Origin of the sequence: Peteryoungia algae, from assembly GCF_030369675.1 — a bacterium.
Classification (GTDB): domain Bacteria; phylum Pseudomonadota; class Alphaproteobacteria; order Rhizobiales; family Rhizobiaceae; genus Allorhizobium; species Allorhizobium algae.
Genome location: NZ_CP128477.1, coordinates 346,747 through 365,677, shown reverse-complemented (window position 1 = coordinate 365,677; position 18,931 = coordinate 346,747). Strand labels below are relative to the sequence as shown.

Sequence of the window (18,931 nt, the reverse complement as noted above, 5' to 3'; positions counted from 1 at the left end):
CGAAAGGCCGATCGATGACCGATGGCGTCCTCCCGCTTGCCCTCAGCCAGGGCGATCCGGCCGGTATAGGGCCGGATATTGCTCTCCAGGCATGGCTGAGACGGGGCGAAAGCGGACTGCCGCCGTTTCTCTACATCGGTGATCCGGCCGTCCTCCGGGTCCGTGCGCGACAGCTCGATCTGGATGTGCCCATCATCGAGACGGATGCGCCAAATGCCGGCGCGCTTTTCGGCGATGCCCTGCCGGTCCACAGCATTCCGACCGGGGTCGATGTCCTCGCCGGCAAGCCGCATGTTTCGAATGCGCGCGGCACGATCGCAGCGATCGAGACGGCCGTTTCGCTCTGCCTGTCCGGCCAGGTTCGGGCCGTGGTCACCAATCCGATCGCCAAGTCTGTGCTCTATGAGGCCGGCTTCGGCTTTCCCGGCCACACCGAATTCCTCGCCGATCTCGCCACGCGGACGACCGGCACACCCTGCATGCCGGTGATGATGCTGGTCGGGCCGAAGCTCAAGGCGGTTCCCGTGACCATTCACATTCCGATCAAGGATGTCCCGACGGCGCTCACCGAGACCCTGATCGTCGACACGTGTCGCATCGTTGCGCGGGATCTCGGCGCCCGCTTCGGCCTTGCGTCGCCACGGCTCGCCGTCGCGGGCCTGAATCCGCATGCGGGAGAAGGTGGCGCCATCGGGCACGAGGACGACGACATCATCCATCCCGCGATCCGCCTGTTGCGCGACGAAGGCGTCGACGCATTCGGCCCCCTGCCCGCCGACACCATGTTCCATGATGATGCCAGGGGTCGTTATGACGTTGCGATCTGCATGTATCACGACCAGGCCTTGATCCCCGCCAAGGCGCTGGGTTTTGACGACAGCGTCAACGTCACCTTGGGACTGCCTTTCATCCGCACGTCACCAGATCACGGCACGGCCTTCGGCCTTGCCGGCACAGGGCATGCCAGGGAAACCAGCCTGGTTGCAGCGTTGCAGATGGCCGATAGAATGAGCCAGGCGAAGGGTGTAACCGGCTGATGGCTGCACTCGACGGACTGCCGCCGCTGCGCGATGTCATTGCGCGCCATGGACTGGATGCCAAGAAGGCACTCGGACAGAACTTCCTGCTCGACCTCAACCTGACGCAGAAGGTCGCACGTACGGCCGGCTCACTCGAAGGGGCGACCGTCATCGAGGTGGGACCGGGACCGGGCGGATTGACCCGCGCGATCCTGGCGCTCGGGGCAAAAAAGGTGATCGCCATCGAGCGCGATGCGCGCTGCCTGCCGGCACTCCAGGAAATCGCAGATCATTATCCCGGCCGCCTCGAGGTAATCGAGGGGGATGCGCTGAAGACGGACTTCGAAACGCTGGCTCGGGGCGAACCGGTCAAGATCATCGCCAATCTCCCCTATAATGTCGGCACGCAATTGCTGGTCAACTGGCTGCTACCCGGGCATTGGCCGCCATTCTGGCAGTCTTTGACGCTGATGTTCCAGAAGGAAGTCGGACAGCGGATCGTGGCCAGCGAGGACGACAATCACTATGGCCGTCTCGGCGTGCTCTGCGGCTGGCGGACGAATGCGCACATGGCTTTCGACATACCGCCGCAGGCCTTTACGCCGCCGCCCAAGGTGACGTCGACCGTGGTCCATCTGGAGCCGATCGAAAAGCCTCTGCCCTGTGATCCGGACAAGCTGGAAAAGGTGACGCTGGCGGCATTTGGCCAACGTCGGAAGATGCTGCGTCAGAGCCTCAAGCCGATCGGCGGCGAGGCGTTGCTCGCCCGCGCCGATATCGATCCGCAGCGCCGGGCGGAAACGCTCAGCGTCGAGGAATTTTGCCGGATCGCCAACCTGATCTGAATTTCAGCAAGCGGTGAGCCGCACGCCCTGTGGGCCGGCCTCAGGGCGCAGCCGCGACCGGCGCTGTCGTTTCGTGGACCAGCCAGGTGGCCAGAAGTCTGGCAGCAGGGCTGTCGGTCCCATCCACCAGCCAATATCCCCGTTCCGGAACCTGCACTGTCTGTCCGGTCACGACCAGCAGGTTGGAATCGATCAGTTGATCGATGATGCCCAACCAGCCGAGGGCAAACCCCTGCCCGCTCAAGGCGGCCTGGATGACCAGCGCATAGGTGTTGAAGCGCAGATCACCTGGACGATCCTGCTCTATGGCGCCGATCGAAGCGCCTGCGCAATAGGATTTCCAATCGAGCCAAGGGGAGAGATTATCCGCTTCAAGATGGATTAGTGGTCCCGCCTGAACCAGGGCGCTCGCGTTCCCAGCCAGTCGCGCGGCGAGGGCCGGCGTGCAGACCGGCACCACCCGCTCCGGCATCAGCAACCTGCCCCGGGCCGAAAACTCGTCCACGGTTCCGAAGGCGACCGCCAGATCAGCATCTTCACGCCAATGGTGTCCGAGTCGTTGTGTGGCGACGATCTGCAGGTCGATTTCCGGATGACTTTGGCGAAACGCATGCATGCGCGGAATGAGCCAGAGGCTGGAAAACGCGTAATCGGTCGCAAGACGGACTGTCGGACGGCGGCGAGCGGCGCGCAGGCTCCGTTGCAGGCTGTCCACCTCTGCCACGGTGCGTTCGGCGATCGCCAGCAGGCGACGGCCCTCGTCGGTAAAGCGCACGCCTCGGTGGAGCCGCTGGAGAAGCGGTAGACCGGCACGCTGCTCCAAAAGACGGATCTGATAGCTGACGGCCGGCTGACTGAGGCCGAGCGCCTCGGCGGCGGCCGACAGCGAACCTCGGCGATCGACCTCGACCAGAAGCCGCATCCAGGCCAGATCTATCAGCTCGTCAGACATAGAGAGGACTTATGGCAAACATCAAAAAATACCAGCTTCACAGGCACTCGTACCGCATCTTGAATAAGCGAAGACAATACCACAAAAAGAGGGAACCACCATGCGCATGACATCAGGCAATCGCAGCAGGCTCGGCGGCTTAGCGGGTCTTGGACTGCTTCTCATGGCTGGCAGCACAGCCGCGCAGGACGCCGAGAGTTGCAAGACCGTCCGCCTGTCCGATCCGGGCTGGACCGACATCACCGCGACCAATGGCGTCGCCACGGTCGTCCTGGAGGCTCTCGGCTACCAGCCGGACGTCAAGACGCTCTCTGTGCCGATCGGCTACCAGTCGATGAAGAACGGCGAAATCGACGTCTTCCTCGGCAACTGGATGCCGGCGCAGCAAGCCTTCATCGACGACCTGAACAGCGCAAAGGCCATCGAGGTTGTCGCGAAGAATCTGGAAGGTGCCAAGTTCACGCTCGCCGTACCCACCGCGACCGCGGAAAAGGGCATCAAGGATTTCGCCGATCTCGGCAAGAACCCGGACGAATTCGAAAGCAAGATCTACGGCATCGAGCCGGGCGCTCCGGCAAATGCCAACATCCAGAAAATGATCGATGCCGGCGAGTTCGGCCTCAAAGACTGGCAACTGGTCGAGTCGGGTGAACAGGCCATGCTGGCCCAGGTCGAGCGCGCCTCGAAGGAAGGCAAGGGAGTCGTCTTCCTCGCCTGGGCACCGCATCCGATGAACGAGCGCTTCGATCTGACCTATCTCTCCGGCGGCGACGCCTATTTCGGTCCGAATTTCGGCGGCGCCGAAGTCTACACACTCGCGCGCAGCGGCTGGAGCGAGGGCTGCCCGAATGCCGCAACTCTGTTCACGCAGATGACGTTCGACATCTCGATGGAAAACGTGCTGATGGGCGAGATCCTCGGCGGCAAGGATTCCAAGGAGGCCGCATCGGCCTGGCTGAAGGCCAATCCGGCTGTTCTGGACGGCTGGCTGAAGGGTGTCACCACCTTCGACGGGCAGCCGGGTGATGTGGCGGTCAAGTCGGCTCTCGGTCTTTGAGGGATCGACGCATGACCCCTCGCCCCAACATCCTGATCCTGATGGTGGATCAGTTCAACGGGACCCTCTTTCCGGATGGTCCCGCCGACTTCCTGCATGCGCCGCACCTCAAGTCCCTGGCGAAGCGCTCCGTGCGCTTCGCAAATACCTATACGGCAAGCCCGCTCTGCGCCCCGGCACGGGCCTCCTTCATGTCGGGCCAATTGCCGAGCCGCACCCGCGTCTATGACAACGCGGCCGAATTTGCCTCAGACATCCCGACCTATGCGCATCACTTGCGAGCGGCCGGCTACCAGACGAGCCTTTCGGGCAAAATGCATTTCGTCGGACCGGATCAGTTGCATGGCTTCGAGGAGCGGCTGACGACCGACATCTACCCCGCCGATTTCGGCTGGACGCCTGACTATCGCAAGCCGGGCGAGCGCATCGACTGGTGGTACCACAATCTCGGCTCCGTCACCGGTGCGGGTGTCGCTGAAATCTCCAACCAGATGGAGTATGACGACGAGGTGGCCTACAACGCCACCCGCCGGCTTTACGATCTCTCGCGCGGCCATGACGAGCGCCCCTGGTGCCTGACGGTGAGCTTTACGCATCCGCACGACCCTTATGTCGCACGGCGAAAATACTGGGATCTCTACGACGGCTGCGAGGCCCTTGCGCCGCGAGTGCCTGCAATTCCCTACGACAGCCAGGATCCGCATTCGCGCCGCCTGATGGATGCTTGCGACCATCTCGAATTCGACATCACTGACGAAAATGTCGCGCGGGCACGCCAGGGCTATTTCGCCAACATCTCCTATGTCGATGACAAGATCGGCGAGATCCTCGACGTGCTCGATCGCACCCGCATGTCGGACAATACGGTCATCTTCTTCGTCTCCGATCATGGCGACATGCTGGGCGAGCGCGGCCTCTGGTTCAAGATGAACTTCTTCGAGGGCTCCGCGCGGGTGCCGATGATGATGGCAATCCCGGGGATCGAAGGCAGACTGGTGACGACGCCGGCTTCCACGCTCGATGTCACGCCAACGCTTGCCGGCCTTGCGGGTATCGACATCTCGACCATCTCCGACTGGACCGATGGCGAGGACCTGATGCCTCTTGCGACCGGCACCGGTGGGCGAGGCATCGTGCCCATGGAATATGCGGCGGAGGGTACGGTGAGCCCAATGGTCGGGCTGCGCAATGAGCGGTACAAACTGACGCTCTGCGAGGCTGATCCGCCGGTCCTGACGGATCTCGAAGCCGATCCAGACGAACTCACCAATCTGGCGGAAGATCCGGCAGCAGCCGAGATCATGGCCTTGCTTGGCGAGGAAGCCTCAAGCCGCTGGGATCTTCAGCGCTTCGATGCAGCCGTTCGGGAAAGCCAGGCGCGGCGACACATCGTCTATGCCGCGCTGCGCAACGGCGCCTACTTCCCCTGGGATTACCAGCCATTGCAGAAGGCCTCGGAGCGCTACATGCGCAATCACATGGACCTCAACATTCTCGAGGAAAACCAGCGCTTCCCGAGAGGCGAATGATCCAAGAAGAAGGGCGGCCGATACAATCTGCCGCCCTTCTTTCATTCGCAATTTTAAAGTGTCAGGCGATCAGCCCCTCGACGAAATCGAAGAGACCGTGACGGCGGTCGCGGCGCAGACGCTCGGCCTTGACGATTGACTGAACCGCGTCGAAAGCCGCCTGCAGGTCGTCGTTGACGATCACATAGTCATATTCGCGCCAATGGGCGATCTCGGCACGGGAATTGTCAAGGCGGGTCTGGATGACCTCCTCGGTGTCCTCGGCCCGGCGATGCAGCCGGGACTGGAGCTCCGCCATGGTCGGCGGCAGGATGAAGATCGAGACGACATCGGCCGACATCTTGTCCTGCAACTGCTGGGCGCCCTGCCAGTCGATGTCGAAGAGCATATCGCGCCCCTCGCCCATAGCCGTTTCCACGGCCTCGCGCGGCGTGCCGTAATAATTGCCGTGCACCTGCGCCCATTCTAGAAGCGAGTCGCTGTCGCGCAGTCGCTCGAATTCCCGTTGCGACACGAAATTATAGTGCACGCCTTCGATTTCGCTCTGGCGACGCTGGCGCGTGGTGACGCTGACCGAAAGGCCAATCCGCTTGTCCTTGTCCATCAGCGTGCGGGCAATGGTGGATTTCCCCGCACCCGATGGTGAGGAGATGACCAGCATCAGGCCGCGCCTGGCAATCTTGACGTGTGCAGACTCACTCTCGGCCATGGACTACTCCAGATTCTGGACCTGTTCGCGGAACTGGTCGATGACGACCTTCAATTCGATGCCGGCAGCGGTGACGGCGACGGCATTGGATTTGGAACAGATAGTATTTGATTCTCGGTTAAATTCCTGCGCCAGAAAATCGAGCTTGCGGCCGACAGGGCCGCCTGTGGCGAGCAATTCGCGGGCGGCAGTCACATGCGCCTTCAGCCGGTCGATCTCCTCGCGCAGATCCGCCTTGGTGGCGATCATGGCGACTTCCTGATGCAGGCGATCGCGGTCGAGGCCATTGGTCGTATCCATCAGCGTGGCGAGCTGGGCTTCGAGGCGGCGGGCGATCTCTTCCGGAGAACGGGAAGGATCGGCCTCGATCTGGAGGGCGAGATCCTCGATCCTTGCGATCTGTTCTTCGAGGATACGGCGGAGCGCCGCGCCCTCCGCCGTGCGCATCTCGGTGATCGCAGCGATCGCGCGCTCGAGGCCTTCAAGGATATCGGTGTCGCGAGCGGCAATCGCATCCGCGTCGTCGGTCGCCTCGCGCATGTCCACGAGGCCCCGGATCGACAGCAGCGTGTCGAGCCGCAGCGGCGCGGGATCGAGCATGTCGGGGCCCAGTTCGTCGCGAAGCGAAAGCACGGCTGCGAGCGCATCCCGGTTAAGCACGGCCTCCACCCGGTTTTCACTGACTGCCACGCTGAGGCCAATCTGCAGGTTACCGCGGGTCAGACGCTCGCCAGCGAGCCGACGAATGTCGGCTTCCAGGGCTTCATGTCCCTGCGGCAGTCGCGTGCGCAGATCCAGCCCCTTGCCGTTGACCGAACGCAACTCCCAGGCCCAGCGGTATCGCCCGGACGAACCTTCGATGCGGGCGAAGCCCGTCATGGATTGCAGTGTCATGCCCCGCCCCCTGATGCCAGTCTCAATCGTTCGCCGCCGGATCGATTTCCGGTTCGACATCGAGGGTCGCCGGCGGCGTCTGGGCGCGTTCGGCCTCGATCTTGCGCCAGCGGCGCACGTTCGCATTGTGCTCGTCCAGCGTGGGCGCAAAGGCGTGGCCACCATTGCCATCGGCAACGAAGTAGAGATCTTCCGTCTTCCACGGATGGGCGACGGATTCGAGTGCCGCGCGGCCCGGATTGGCGATCGGACCGGGTGGAAGGCCCTTGATCACATAGGTGTTGTAGGGCGTCTCCTTGCGGATGTCCGACTGGAAGATCGGACGATCGGCCGGTTTGCCGTCACCGCCAAAGAGGCCATAGATGATGGTCGGATCCGACTGCAGGCGCATGCCCTTGTTCAGGCGATTGATGAACACGGAGGCCACGTGGGCGCGTTCGTCGTCCTTGCCGGTTTCCTTCTCGACGATCGAGGCGAGCGTGACGAATTCTTCCTTGGTCTCGACCGGCAGATCCGGATCGCGCTTCTCCCAGATCTGGTCGATCAGCCGATCCTGCGCCGCACGCATCTGCGTGACGATCTCGGCGCGGTTGGTGCCGCGGGTGAACTTGTAGGTGTCGGGGCGCAGGCTGCCTTCCGGCGGCAGTTCCGTCGGCAGTTCACCTTCCAGCACGGTATCGGCAGCAAGACGCTGGAACATCTGCTTGACGGTCAGGCCTTCCGGGAAGGACACCGCATAGAGGATCGACTTGCCGGACTCGAGCAGGGCCGTGACCTCCTTCATCGAGGCACCGGCCTTGATCTCGTATTCACCGGCCTTCAGGGTCTGGCCGTCGGCGAGATAGGTCGTGGTAACGTATCGATAGATCCGGGCATCCGAGACAATCCCGTTGCGCTCGAGATTGTTGGCGATCTCGGCGAGACCGGCGCCGCTGCGCACCACGAAATTGGTGTTGGCCGCCAGAGGTCCGGGCTTCTGATAGCTGTCCATGACATAGAAGAAGCCTGCGACAGCGACGACACAGACGAAGACCGCCATGGTCATCAGGAAGTTCAGGAAGATCACGAGTTGGCTGCGAGCCTTGCGCGAGCGGCGCGGCGGCTGCGGCACGCGCTCGGGGCGCAGCGCCTCGTTGGGCGACTTCGGAATGAAGGGGCCCTTGCCCGGCTGGTTATCGGCATCGCGGCCGAAGGAGACACCGTTGTTCTGGCTACCGCCATTCTGGCTGTTGTCGGTCACCGGCAATCCTTCTTTGTTTCGCACTCGCGGCTGTTTCATCCAGCAATGCGGCAAAAATCCGGGTCATCGTCCGGCGCGGTGCGCCGGGCGTTGGCATGATTTCTAACCGCAGTCCAAGGGAGCGGGCAAGAGCATCCCGCCTTCATCCAGAGCTATCACGGGCGACGGGACCAAACTCCTGCCGCCCGGGTTCAGATCAGCCCTCGTAGCGCTTCAGCACCAGCGATGCATTGGTGCCGCCAAAGCCGAAGGAATTCGACAGGGCGACGTTGATCTCACGCTTGCGCGCCTTGTGGGGCACGAGATCGATCATCGTCTCGACATCGGGATTGTCCAAGTTGAGCGTCGGCGGCGCGATGTTGTCGCGAATCGCCAGCGTCGAGAAGATTGCCTCGACGGCACCGGCGGCACCGAGCAGGTGGCCGATTGCCGACTTGGTCGAGGACATCGAGACCTTCGGAGCATGCTCGCCCAGAAGCCGTTCGACGGCGCCGAGTTCGATCGTGTCCGCCATGGTCGAGGTGCCATGGGCGTTGATATAGTCGATATCGCCCGCCGAGAGGCCGGCACGCTTCAGCGCCATGGTCATGCAGCGGAACGCCCCGTCGCCGTCTTCCGAAGGCGCCGTGATGTGGAAGGCGTCGCCAGAAAGACCATAGCCGACGACTTCGGCATAGATCTTGGCGCCGCGAGCCTTGGCGTGTTCCAGTTCTTCGAGCACGACGATGCCGGCGCCCTCGCCCATGACGAAACCGTCGCGGTCCTTGTCATAGGGACGGGAGGCCGCTGTCGGATCGTCGTTGCGGGCGGTCGAGAGTGCCTTGCAGGCGGCAAAGCCCGCGAGAGAAACGCGGTTGATCGGCGATTCCGTGCCGCCGGCGACCATGACGTCGGCATCGCCGAGGGCAACGAGACGGGCCGCATCACCGATCGCGTGCGCGCCGGTGGAACAGGCCGTGACGACGGAATGGTTGGGGCCACGCAGTTTGTGGCGGATGGAGACATGGCCGGAGGCCAGATTGATCAGGCGGCCTGGAATAAAGAAGGGCGAGAGCCGGCGCGGCCCCTTGTCACGCAGGATGTGCCCCGCCTCGACGATGCCTTCGATGCCACCAATGCCGGAGCCGATCAGCACGCCGGTCTGGCACTGGTCTTCGTAGGTGCTCGGCGCCCAGCCGGCATCCTTCAGCGCCATGTCGGCCGCAGCGACCGCAAAGATGATGAAATGATCGACCTTGCGCTGCTCCTTGGGCTCCATCCAGTCATCCGGATTCCAGGCACCTTCGCCCTCGGTGGGCAAGCGGCAGGCGATCTTGGCAGGCAGATCTTCGACCTCGAACTCCGTGACGCGCCGGGCGCCGCTCTGGCTGGCCAGCAGCCGCTGCCAGGTCAATTCCGTTCCACATCCCAGAGGCGATACCATGCCGGTACCGGTGATGACGACACGTCTCATCGTGCGAGGCCCACCCAAATTCTTTGACCGAAGTCATTGTAAACAAAGGTCCAGATACAACAAGGCCCGCTCATCGCGGGCCCAAGCGGACAGGACGGGCATAAAGCCCGCCTTCCGCAGCAGTGTGATCGATCAGGCCTGAGCCTTCTCGATGAACTTCACAGCGTCGCCGACCGTCAGGATCGAGTCAGCAGCATCGTCCGGGATCTCAACGCCGAATTCTTCTTCGAACGCCATGACGAGTTCGACGGTGTCGAGCGAGTCAGCGCCCAGATCGTCGATGAAGCTGGCGCCTTCGACAACCTTTTCAGCGTCAACGCCGAGATGATCAACTACAATTTTCTTCACGCGTTCTGCGATATCGCTCATGTCGGTATCCTCGACCTTCTAAAATTCAGAGGGAGCCTTAATGGCGTCCCTGCCCTGCATTCCGCCAGTGATCGCTTTCGTCCCCACCAGCAAACCCGTTCGGCCCAGACCCAGAGCGGTTTATGCGAACAAAAGCATAAACTTCGGCTCATGAGACGGAGCAACTGCTCACAGTCATGGCCCGCTTAACACGGTTTCAGCGCGCCGCAAAGCCAGAAATTCGCCCCTTTGCCTCGGTCAACATCCTATTGCAGAGGGGCAGTTTCCGGCAACGAGATCAGATCATCGCCATACCGCCGTTCACGTGCAGCGTCTGCCCCGTCATGTAGGCTGCCTCATTGGAGGCGAGGTAGACAACGGCGGAGGCGACCTCGGCTCCGGTGCCCATGCGCTTCATGGGAATTGCTCCCATGATGGCGTCCTTCTGCTTGTCGTTGAGCTTGCCCGTCATCGCGCTTTCGATGAAGCCGGGCGCGACGCAGTTGACAGTCACGTTGCGCGTGGCGATTTCCTGGGCGAGCGACTTCGAAAAGCCGATCATGCCGGCCTTGGATGCGCAGTAATTGGCCTGACCCGGATTGCCGGTCACGCCGACGATGGAGGTGATGTTGATGATGCGGCCGAAACGGCGGCGCATCATCGGATGGGTCAGTTCGCGTGTCAGGCGGAAGACGGCGGTCAGATTGACCTCGAGAACCGCATCCCAGTCGGCATCGGACATGCGGACAAACAGGCCGTCCTTGGTGATGCCGGCATTGTTGACGAGGATGTCGACACCTTCCAGTTCGGCTTCGGCCTTTTCGCCGAGCGCCTTCACTTCGTCGCGATCCGACAGGTTTGCCGGGAAGATCTTCACGCGGTCGCCGAGTTCGGCTGCGAGCGCTTCCAGCTTTTCGACACGCGTGCCGTGCAGGCCGACGATTGCGCCCTGGGCATGCAGCTGCCTTGCGATTTCTTCACCAATGCCGCCGGTGGCGCCGGTGACAAGTGCCTTGCGGCCGGTCAGATCCAACATGATTGAATTCCTTCTTGTTCGTTGAGGCGATCAGCCGTTCAGCGCGGCGATCGCCGCGTCGATATCGGCCGGGCCATTCACGGCAATGCCGCTGATGTTCTTGTCGATGCGGCGGGCGAGCCCCGTGAGGACCTTGCCGGCGCCGATTTCATAAAGCGTTGTGACGCCGTTGGCGCCGAACCATTCGACGGTTTCGCGCCAGCGGACCTGACCCGTCACCTGCTCGACCAGCAGGTCGGCGATTTCGGCAGCGGAGGTGACAGGCGTTGCGCGGACATTGGCGATCAGCGGCACCGCGGGATCCTTCTTCTCGACCTTGGACAGAGCTTCGCGCATCGCGTCTGCCGCCGGGCCCATCAAGGCCGAATGGAAAGGCGCAGAAACGGGCAACATGATGGCGCGCTTGGCGCCCTTCTCGGTCGCCAGCGCTGCAGCCTTCTCGACCGCCGCCTTGCCGCCGGAGATGACCAGCTGGCCGCCGCCATTGTCATTGGCGATCTGGCACGGACCGACGGCAGAGGCCTCCGCGCAGATGGCCTGTACGTCGCCGTGCTCCAGACCGATGATCGCGGCCATGGCGCCAGCGCCGACCGGCACGGCTGCCTGCATGGCATTGCCGCGAATGCGCAGGAGACGCGCGGTATCGGCGATCGAGAACGTGCCAGAGGCACACAGCGCCGAGTATTCGCCGAGCGAGTGGCCGGCAACGAAGGCGACCTTCGTCTTCAGATCGAGACCCTTGGCTTCGAGCACGCGGATGACCGCCATGGAGACCGCCATCAAAGCCGGCTGGGCATTGGCGGTCAGAGTGAGCGTCTCTTCCGGACCGTTCCACATGATGTCGGACAGGCTCTGGCCGAGCGCTTCGTCGACTTCCGCGAAGACGGCGCGGGCTTCGGCGAAATTGTCGGCAAGTTCCTTGCCCATTCCGACGGCCTGGCTTCCCTGGCCGGGAAATGTGAATGCGACTGACATGGGCGTTTCTCCCTGGGTTTTTCCCTGTCAATTCACATATGGACCTTGCGAGTCAAGCCTCGCACCCCTTCCGCAACCAGCCCAACGGGCCTTCCACAAGGGCTGCTCCACAGCTATCGGCATCTTGCGGTGCATCAATTTCTGCCTAAATTGCCGCTGACCGCTCTCCGTCTCCCAAGACACTCTCTCCATTTATCGAGGCATACCCATGAAGATGAACCGGCTCGGCCGAACCGATATCCTTGTTTCCGAAATCTGCCTGGGCACGATGACCTGGGGGTCACAGAACAGTCCCGAGGATGCGTTCGCGCAGATGGATTATGCGCTCGAGCATGGCGTCAACTTCTTTGATACGGCCGAACTCTACCCAACGACGCCGCTTTCTGCAGAGACCTATGCCGACACGGAACGCCTGATCGGCGACTGGTTCAAGAATTCAGGCAAGCGTGACAAGGTCGTTCTGGCAACAAAGGTCGCAGGACCGGGCCGACCCTATATCCGCGAGGGCAAGCCGATTACCGGCGCCACGGTGAAGGAGGCACTCGATGCCAGCCTTATGCGGCTCAAGACCGATTATGTTGATCTCTATCAGATCCACTGGCCAAACCGTGGACATTTCCATTTCCGGGGCGCCTGGAGCTACAACCCCTTCAAGCAGGACAAGGCAAGGGCTTCCGCCGAGATCGCGGAGATCCTTGAGGCTCTTGGCGACTGCGTGAAGGCCGGCAAGCTGAAAGCCATCGGGCTATCGAACGAGACCACATGGGGCACGCAGAAATATCTCTCGCTTGCGGAAGCCACAGGTCTGCCGCGCGTCGCGACCATCCAGAACGAATACAATCTGCTCTACCGGCATTACGATCTCGATCTCGCCGAACTCTCGCACCATGAGGACGTCGGCCTGCTCGCCTATTCGCCACTCGCCGGCGGCATTCTGTCGGGCAAGTATCTCGACGGACGGAAGCCGGCCGGTTCACGCGGTTCAATCAATGGCGACATCGGCGGACGTCTGGTACCGCAGCAGCAAGCCGCCACCCGCGCCTATGTGGAACTGGCCGCCAAACACGGGCTCGACCCCTCGGCCATGGCGCTGGCCTTCTGCCTGACACGCCCCTTCATGGCCTCGGTCATCATCGGCGCGACCACGATGGACCAGTTGGAGATCAACATCGGAGCAGCCGACCTTACCCTCTCCGACGACATCATCAAGGAAATCGCGAAGATCCACCGCGAGTATCCGATGCCGATCTGACATTTCGCGGATAGTCGGCGTCCAGCACCTACAAAAACGTGAATAGGTGCACCCTACCATCGCCGCTGCCCAATCCCATTTATGGCGGCGATCAGGACATCGGCCATTGCGTCCGGAACACAGGGGGAATGCTTGGATTACCTATTCGTAGCCGGAGGCCTGGTCGGCCTTTACTTCGGGGCGGAGTGGCTTTTGCGCGGGGCGATTGCCGTCGCACAGAAGCTGGCCATTCCAACGCTGATCGTGTCGCTGGTCATCGTCGGCTTCGGCACATCCATGCCAGAACTTCTGGTCTCCGTCCGTGCCGCCCTGACCGGCTCATCCGATATCGCGCTCGGCAATGTCGTCGGCTCAAATGCCGCAAACATTCTTCTGATCGTCGGCGCCTGCGCTATGATCTTTCCCATCACCCATTGGGATAAGGGTGTGAAGCGCGACACCTATGTGATGATCGGCGCGGCAATCCTTCTGCTCGGCCTCACGCAGTTTCCGACCATCGGACGGCTGGCAGGGCTGCTGATGGTCGTGGCCCTGCTTGCCTACATCGTCTATGCCTATGTTCAAGGCAAGGGGTCGCTCGACGAGCTCGCGGATGAAGACGTCAGGCACGAGACGCTCGGCACGGGCTTCATGACCGTGCTCATCCTCGGCGGCCTCGCAACGCTTTTCGTCGGTGCCGAACTTCTCGTGCGCGGCGCAACCAGCCTCGCTCGCGACTTCGGCGTCTCGGAGGCGGTCATCGGACTGACAGTGGTCGCCGTCGGGACATCCCTTCCGGAACTGGCCACGGGGGTCATGTCGGCGCTTCGAAAGCATTCCGACATCATGATCGGCAATATTGTCGGGTCGAATATCTTCAACATCCTGTTCATTCTCGGGGTGACCTCGGTCATCCAGCCGATTGCCGTCGCGCCACGCTTTGGAAGCTTCGACGTGCCCGTCATGCTGGCCGTCACGCTCGGCTTCGCCTTCCTGCTTCTGGCCCATCTGGGGGTGCGCAGGTTGACGGCAGGCGCGATGCTGGTCGCCTATGTCGGCTACACAGCGGCACTGACGCAGGTTTGAAGACGGGAAGGCCACAGATTATCGGCAGGGCCGCCGGCAGAAATTGCCGTGCGACCCTTGCTTTTGTGGCCAATGCGCGTATAAGCGCGCCGTTCACAACACCCGGTCCTCTGGCTGGTGGCTGAACGGAGGGCTGGCAGGTCGCGAGGCTTGCAGCAGGAACCATAAGGGTTTCCGGCCTCCCGTGTCTCCGCTCTCGACCGTCTCGAACACAACGCTTTTCTTGCCGTGGCCTGTGCCGCACAGGAGCAGTCGTTGAGGCTTAGCGCCGGATCCGGGTGACGACAACCGCAAGAAAAGGCAAAGCTTACATGGCTCTCTACGAACACGTATTCCTTGCCCGGCAGGATATGTCCGCTCAGCAGGTTGATGCCCTCGTCGAACAGTACAAGGGTGTTATCGAAGCTCACGGTGGCAAGGTCGGGCGCGTTGAAAACTGGGGCCTCAAGTCCCTGACGTACCGCATCAAGAAGAACCGCAAGGCTCACTACGCTCTCATGGACATCGACGCTCCGGCGGCTGCTGTTCACGAAGTCGAGCGCCAGATGCGCATCAACGAAGACGTTCTTCGTTACATGACCATCGCCGTCGAAGCCCACGAAGAAGGCCCGTCCGCGATGATGCAGAAGCGCGACCGTGACGACCGTCCGCGTCGTGACGGCGACGATCGTGGCCCGCGCCGCGACTTCGGCGATCGTGGTCCGCGTCCGGACCGTGCCCCCCGCGAAGGTGGCTTCGAGCGCCGTCCGCGCGAAGACCGCGCGTAATCTGAGCAAAAGGAGAAAACACAATGGCTGATGCATCCTCTTCTCAGGCACGTCGTCCCTTCCATCGTCGTCGCAAGACCTGCCCCTTCTCGGGCGCGAATGCTCCGAAGATCGACTACAAGGACGTCCGTCTCCTGCAGCGCTACATTTCCGAGCGCGGCAAGATCGTTCCTTCGCGTATCACCGCAGTTTCCCAGAAGAAGCAGCGCGAACTGGCCCAGGCCATCAAGCGCGCCCGTTTCCTCGGCCTGCTGCCTTACGTCGTAGCCTAATCTGATCTGAAGCCTGCCGGCGCCTGCCGGCGGGCTTCATCCCTTCCGCGTTGGGCGCGGATCGGAACCGACGCCCGGTGGCGCGCTTGTCGCGACGCCAGGCGAAATCCCATGTTGGGGATGCTTCTGCGAGATCGCTCGAGCTCTCCCCTAACTGCTTGAACCAGCAGGACAGCGACGTTGCAGAAACTGAATGCGAAATTGCTGACGACCGGCTTTGTTGCCGGTATCACCGCCGCCCTGCTCGTGCTGGGTGCTGCGGCGCAGCCGACGCTTGCCTCCATTCTTTATGCAGCATCCGCCCTTCCCGTTCTCATCGTCGGCCTCGGCTGGGGCAATGCCGCGGCGATCACCGCGATCGTGACCGCCGCCCTGCTCGGCACGGTCAGCGTCTCGCCGATGTTTGCCTTCGGCATGGCGATCTTCACGCTCGCCCCCGCCGGCTGGCTGGCCCACCTGTCGAGCCTGGCGCGCCCCGCGTCCGAACTCGGCGGTCCGGATGATCTGATCGCCTGGTACCCGCTCTCCGACATTCTTCTGCAGCTCTGCAGCTTCGTGGCGATTGCCGTCGTCGTGCTCGGTGTCATCATTGGCTTTGGGCCGGAATTTACCGGCCAGCTGGTCGACGCCATGACACAGGCGATGAATGCGCAGGATCCGGCCATGGCGCCGGATGCGGTGGCGCTCGAACAGCTGAAGCGCAGCATGGTCGTGCTGCTGCCGATCATCCAGGGCGGCACCTGGGTGCTGCTCCTGACGATGATGTATTACATCGCCATGCGCATCGTCACCGCTTCGGGCCGCAACAAGCGTCCGCGCGAGGATTTTCCGTCGGCTCTGCGCATGAACCGCAACACGGTCTTCATCTTCCTCGCCGGCATCGTTGCCTGCTTTATCGGCGGCGTACCCGCGATGATTGGCGCAACCGTCTGCGGCACTTTCGGCGCCGGCTTCCTGATGGCGGGCTTCGCCTCGCTGCATCTGAAGACCCGCGGCAAGGACTGGCGCCTGCCGGCACTCGTACTCGCCTACCTCTCTTCGATCATGCTGCTTCCGCTCATGATCCCCTTCATCATCGGCCTTTCGGACACACGAAGGACCGTTGCCCTGACGCCGGCCGGCAAGGCCGACACATCAAACTCCGACACTGACAACTGAAAGGAACAGGATCATGCAGGTCATTCTCCTCGAACGCATCGCAAAGCTCGGCCAGATGGGCGAAACCGTCAAGGTTCGTGACGGCTTCGCTCGTAACTTCCTGCTGCCGCAGGGCAAGGCGCTGCGCGCCAACGAAGCCAACAAGAAGCGTTTCGATTCCGAGCGCGCCACGCTCGAAGCTCGCAACCTCGAGCGCAAGTCGGAAGCCCAGACGGTCGCCGACGCTCTTGGCGGCAAGTCCTTCATCGTCGTCCGCTCGGCGGGTGAAACCGGCCAGCTCTACGGTTCGGTCGCTGCCCGCGACGTCGTCGAAATCCTGGCTGCCGAAGGCTTCAACATCGGCCGCAACCAGGTCGAGCTGAACACCCCGATCAAGGCCATCGGCCTGCATCAGGTCACGCTGCACCTGCATGCGGAAGTCGAACTCTCCGTCGAACTCAACGTTGCACGTTCGGCCGACGAAGCTGAGCGCCAGTCCAAGGGCGAAAGCCTCACCTCGGCCGACGCCATCTACGGCATCGACGAAGACGCCCTGCGTCCGGAAGACTTCTTCGATCCGGATGCCGACATGGACGGCGACGACGCCTGATTTTCAGCCCCAGGTTGAAGCGAAACGCCCGGATTTTTCCGGGCGTTTTTCGTTTGTGCTCTGCTAAAATAGAGCATCCCAACGCCGATTCGCCGAATGTCACAGTCAACCGAAAAGATCGGATTCCTGGGCTTTTTGTGAAGTGGAGACAATGTGCCTGTGAATCAATGTGGGTTGCGGTGGAAGCCATTCCGCCGGCCCGCTTTGTCGCTATGGTGCAGCCACCGCCGACACACTGAACGGATGCGAACGAATGAACGATGCTGCGCGCAAACTGAGCCCGGTCCAGCCGGCCGAGCCCCTCTACCGGGAGGCGCCGAACAACATCGAAGCCGAACAGGCCTTGCTGGGCGCGATCCTCGTCAACAATGATGCCTTCTACCGTGTGTCCGATTTCCTCAAGCCCGAACATCTCTATGAGCCATTGCATCGGAAGATCTTCGAGGTCGCCTCGGAAATCATCCGCATGGGCAAGACGGCGAACCCGGTCACCATCAAGACCTTCCTGCCGGCCGACCAGAAGGTCGGTGACCTGACGGTCGCGCAATATCTCGCACGTTTGGCCTCCGAAGCGGTGACGATCATCAATGCCGAGGACTATGGTCGCGCTATCTACGATCTGGCCTTGCGCCGCTCGCTGATCCAGATCGGCGAAGATGTCGTCAACATCGCCTATGATGCGCCACTCGACATGCCACCGCAGGCGCAGATCGAAGACACCGAACGCCGGCTCTTCGCACTCGCCGAAAACGGTCGCTACGACGGCGGCTTCCAATCCTTCTCGGATGCGGTCGCCCAGGCCGTCGACATGGCGGGCGCGGCTTTCGAACGCGACGGCAACCTCTCCGGTGTCTCGACCGGTATCCAGTCCCTCGATGCCAAGATGGGCGGGTTGCAGCGCTCCGACTTGATCGTTCTCGCCGGACGCCCGGGCATGGGCAAGACCTCGCTTGCGACCAACATCGCCTGGAACATCGCGGCGGCCTATGAGCCCGAAGTCCTGCCCGACGGCTCCTTCAAGGCAAAGAACGGCGGCGTCGTCGGCTTCTACTCGCTGGAAATGTCGGCCGAACAGCTCGCCACCCGTATCATGTCCGAGCAGACGGAGGTCTCCTCGTCGAAGATCCGCCGTGGTGACATCACCGAGCATGAATTCGAGAAGCTCGTCGGCTTCAGCCAGACCATGCAGAAGGTGCCGCTGTTCATCGACCAGACCGGTGGCATCTCGATTGCCCAGCTTTCCGCCCGAGCCCGCCGCCTGAAGCGTCAGCGCGGCCTCGACTTCCTGGTCGTCGACTATATCCAGCTGATGACGGGTGCCGGAAAGGCGGGCGAAAACCGCGTGCAGGAAATCACCCAGATCACCACGGGCCTCAAGTCGCTCGGCAAGGAGTTGAACGTACCGATCGTTGCCCTGTCGCAGCTCTCGCGTCAGGTGGAAAGCCGCGAAGACAAACGCCCGCAGCTCTCCGACCTTCGCGAATCGGGTTCGATCGAGCAGGACGCCGACGTCGTGCTCTTCGTGTTCCGTGAGGAATACTATGTGAAGAACATGGAGCCCCGGGATCTCGCCGATCCGAAATATCCCGAATGGGAAGCGCATATGGACAAGGTCAAGGGCACGGCCGACGTCATCATCGCCAAGCAGCGCCACGGACCGACGGGTACCGTCAAGCTCGCCTTCCAGTCGGAATTCACCCGCTTCGCGGACCTGGCCGAGCCGAGCTTCATTCAATACGAAGAGCCGTGAGATCGAAGGGCGCCCCGCAAG

The 18,931-nt window shown here is 62.2% G+C and carries 19 protein-coding genes; 11 read left to right on the top strand and 8 right to left on the bottom strand.

Annotation, left to right across the window (positions count from 1 at the left end; genetic code table 11):
* The first annotated feature begins 14 nt into the window (after window positions 1–14).
* A complete protein-coding gene (gene pdxA, locus QTL56_RS01900; RefSeq protein WP_245137495.1) occupies window positions 15–1,037 on the top strand; it encodes a 4-hydroxythreonine-4-phosphate dehydrogenase PdxA in 1,023 nt (340 codons plus the stop codon).
* Complete coding sequence (gene rsmA / locus QTL56_RS01895) at window positions 1,037–1,864, top strand: 16S rRNA (adenine(1518)-N(6)/adenine(1519)-N(6))-dimethyltransferase RsmA (protein WP_245137496.1); 828 nt, start codon at window positions 1,037–1,039, stop codon at window positions 1,862–1,864. Before pdxA ends, rsmA begins: the two co-directional genes overlap by 1 nt.
* Before the next feature lie 40 nt (window positions 1,865–1,904).
* Here rsmA and QTL56_RS01890 read toward each other — a convergent pair whose 3' ends face one another.
* Window positions 1,905–2,816 (bottom strand): LysR substrate-binding domain-containing protein, encoded by a 912-nt coding sequence (locus tag QTL56_RS01890; RefSeq protein WP_245137497.1) that lies wholly within the window; start codon window positions 2,814–2,816, stop codon window positions 1,905–1,907.
* A 106-nt stretch (window positions 2,817–2,922) separates the two neighbouring features.
* Here QTL56_RS01890 and QTL56_RS01885 point away from each other — a divergent pair, with 106 nt between their 5' ends.
* Window positions 2,923–3,873, top strand: coding sequence for a choline ABC transporter substrate-binding protein (locus tag QTL56_RS01885; RefSeq protein WP_370660379.1), 951 nt, complete (start codon window positions 2,923–2,925; stop codon window positions 3,871–3,873).
* 11 nt (window positions 3,874–3,884) lie between these two features.
* Window positions 3,885–5,402: a choline-sulfatase gene (gene betC / locus QTL56_RS01880; protein WP_245137499.1), complete on the top strand. Its 1,518-nt coding sequence runs from the start codon at window positions 3,885–3,887 to the stop codon at window positions 5,400–5,402.
* A 61-nt stretch (window positions 5,403–5,463) separates the two neighbouring features.
* Here the strand turns inward: betC and gmk are convergent, their stop codons facing one another.
* The 7 genes from gmk to fabD form a co-directional block, all read right to left on the bottom strand.
* On the bottom strand, window positions 5,464–6,111 hold the full coding sequence (gmk, locus tag QTL56_RS01875; RefSeq protein ID WP_229575830.1) for a guanylate kinase: 648 nt from the start codon (window positions 6,109–6,111) through the stop codon (window positions 5,464–5,466).
* Window positions 6,112–6,114: 3 nt separating this feature from the next.
* Window positions 6,115–7,005, bottom strand: coding sequence for a YicC/YloC family endoribonuclease (locus QTL56_RS01870; RefSeq protein WP_245137500.1), 891 nt, complete (start codon window positions 7,003–7,005; stop codon window positions 6,115–6,117).
* A 22-nt stretch (window positions 7,006–7,027) separates the two neighbouring features.
* A complete protein-coding gene (gene mltG / locus QTL56_RS01865; RefSeq protein WP_229576019.1) occupies window positions 7,028–8,251 on the bottom strand; it encodes an endolytic transglycosylase MltG in 1,224 nt (407 codons plus the stop codon).
* 190 nt (window positions 8,252–8,441) lie between these two features.
* Window positions 8,442–9,698: a beta-ketoacyl-ACP synthase II gene (fabF, locus tag QTL56_RS01860; RefSeq protein ID WP_245137501.1), complete on the bottom strand. Its 1,257-nt coding sequence runs from the start codon at window positions 9,696–9,698 to the stop codon at window positions 8,442–8,444.
* Window positions 9,699–9,830: 132 nt separating this feature from the next.
* On the bottom strand, window positions 9,831–10,067 hold the full coding sequence (locus tag QTL56_RS01855) for an acyl carrier protein (RefSeq protein ID WP_006727438.1): 237 nt from the start codon (window positions 10,065–10,067) through the stop codon (window positions 9,831–9,833).
* 277 nt (window positions 10,068–10,344) lie between these two features.
* Window positions 10,345–11,082 carry a 3-oxoacyl-[acyl-carrier-protein] reductase gene (gene fabG / locus QTL56_RS01850; protein ID WP_136558750.1) on the bottom strand — a complete coding sequence of 246 codons (738 nt, stop codon included), beginning with the start codon at window positions 11,080–11,082 and terminating at the stop codon, window positions 10,345–10,347.
* A 30-nt stretch (window positions 11,083–11,112) separates the two neighbouring features.
* Window positions 11,113–12,057: an ACP S-malonyltransferase gene (gene fabD, locus QTL56_RS01845; RefSeq protein WP_229575826.1), complete on the bottom strand. Its 945-nt coding sequence runs from the start codon at window positions 12,055–12,057 to the stop codon at window positions 11,113–11,115.
* A gap of 208 nt (window positions 12,058–12,265) precedes the next feature.
* On the opposite strand from fabD, the gene QTL56_RS01840 reads away from it, so the two are divergent.
* From QTL56_RS01840 to QTL56_RS01810, 7 genes are all read left to right on the top strand, one after another.
* Window positions 12,266–13,309: an aldo/keto reductase gene (locus QTL56_RS01840; RefSeq protein WP_245137502.1), complete on the top strand. Its 1,044-nt coding sequence runs from the start codon at window positions 12,266–12,268 to the stop codon at window positions 13,307–13,309.
* A 132-nt stretch (window positions 13,310–13,441) separates the two neighbouring features.
* The gene (locus QTL56_RS01835; protein WP_245137503.1) at window positions 13,442–14,374 is read left to right on the top strand and encodes a calcium/sodium antiporter; all 933 of its coding nucleotides are present in this window, start codon (window positions 13,442–13,444) and stop codon (window positions 14,372–14,374) included.
* A gap of 311 nt (window positions 14,375–14,685) precedes the next feature.
* On the top strand, window positions 14,686–15,141 hold the full coding sequence (gene rpsF / locus QTL56_RS01830; protein ID WP_229575823.1) for a 30S ribosomal protein S6: 456 nt from the start codon (window positions 14,686–14,688) through the stop codon (window positions 15,139–15,141).
* Between the two features lie 23 nt (window positions 15,142–15,164).
* The gene (rpsR, locus tag QTL56_RS01825) at window positions 15,165–15,413 is read left to right on the top strand and encodes a 30S ribosomal protein S18 (protein ID WP_003502063.1); all 249 of its coding nucleotides are present in this window, start codon (window positions 15,165–15,167) and stop codon (window positions 15,411–15,413) included.
* A 180-nt stretch (window positions 15,414–15,593) separates the two neighbouring features.
* Window positions 15,594–16,571, top strand: coding sequence for a DUF2232 domain-containing protein (locus tag QTL56_RS01820; protein ID WP_245137504.1), 978 nt, complete (start codon window positions 15,594–15,596; stop codon window positions 16,569–16,571).
* Window positions 16,572–16,584: 13 nt separating this feature from the next.
* Window positions 16,585–17,160 (top strand): 50S ribosomal protein L9, encoded by a 576-nt coding sequence (gene rplI / locus QTL56_RS01815; RefSeq protein WP_229575821.1) that lies wholly within the window; start codon window positions 16,585–16,587, stop codon window positions 17,158–17,160.
* 253 nt (window positions 17,161–17,413) lie between these two features.
* The gene (locus QTL56_RS01810; protein ID WP_229575820.1) at window positions 17,414–18,910 is read left to right on the top strand and encodes a replicative DNA helicase; all 1,497 of its coding nucleotides are present in this window, start codon (window positions 17,414–17,416) and stop codon (window positions 18,908–18,910) included.
* Window positions 18,911–18,931 lie beyond the last annotated feature (21 nt).

Excerpts from the sequence above, each read along its gene's own strand:
- QTL56_RS01855 (WP_006727438.1), bottom strand. The coding sequence starts at position 10,067 with ATGAGCGATATCGCAGAACGCGTGAAGAAAATTGTAGTTGATCATCTC.
- QTL56_RS01840 (WP_245137502.1), top strand. The coding sequence starts at position 12,266 with ATGAAGATGAACCGGCTCGGCCGAACCGATATCCTTGTTTCCGAAATC.
- pdxA (WP_245137495.1), top strand. The coding sequence starts at position 15 with ATGACCGATGGCGTCCTCCCGCTTGCCCTCAGCCAGGGCGATCCGGCC.
- fabF (WP_245137501.1), bottom strand. The coding sequence starts at position 9,698 with ATGAGACGTGTCGTCATCACCGGTACCGGCATGGTATCGCCTCTGGGA.
- QTL56_RS01870 (WP_245137500.1), bottom strand. The coding sequence starts at position 7,005 with ATGACACTGCAATCCATGACGGGCTTCGCCCGCATCGAAGGTTCGTCC.
- rplI (WP_229575821.1), top strand. The coding sequence starts at position 16,585 with ATGCAGGTCATTCTCCTCGAACGCATCGCAAAGCTCGGCCAGATGGGC.
- betC (WP_245137499.1), top strand. The coding sequence starts at position 3,885 with ATGACCCCTCGCCCCAACATCCTGATCCTGATGGTGGATCAGTTCAAC.
- QTL56_RS01810 (WP_229575820.1), top strand. The coding sequence starts at position 17,414 with ATGAACGATGCTGCGCGCAAACTGAGCCCGGTCCAGCCGGCCGAGCCC.
- QTL56_RS01885 (WP_370660379.1), top strand. The coding sequence starts at position 2,923 with ATGACATCAGGCAATCGCAGCAGGCTCGGCGGCTTAGCGGGTCTTGGA.
- gmk (WP_229575830.1), bottom strand. The coding sequence starts at position 6,111 with ATGGCCGAGAGTGAGTCTGCACACGTCAAGATTGCCAGGCGCGGCCTG.
- rpsF (WP_229575823.1), top strand. The coding sequence starts at position 14,686 with ATGGCTCTCTACGAACACGTATTCCTTGCCCGGCAGGATATGTCCGCT.
- QTL56_RS01890 (WP_245137497.1), bottom strand. The coding sequence starts at position 2,816 with ATGTCTGACGAGCTGATAGATCTGGCCTGGATGCGGCTTCTGGTCGAG.
- rsmA (WP_245137496.1), top strand. The coding sequence starts at position 1,037 with ATGGCTGCACTCGACGGACTGCCGCCGCTGCGCGATGTCATTGCGCGC.
- fabG (WP_136558750.1), bottom strand. The coding sequence starts at position 11,082 with ATGTTGGATCTGACCGGCCGCAAGGCACTTGTCACCGGCGCCACCGGC.
- rpsR (WP_003502063.1), top strand. The coding sequence starts at position 15,165 with ATGGCTGATGCATCCTCTTCTCAGGCACGTCGTCCCTTCCATCGTCGT.
- fabD (WP_229575826.1), bottom strand. The coding sequence starts at position 12,057 with ATGTCAGTCGCATTCACATTTCCCGGCCAGGGAAGCCAGGCCGTCGGA.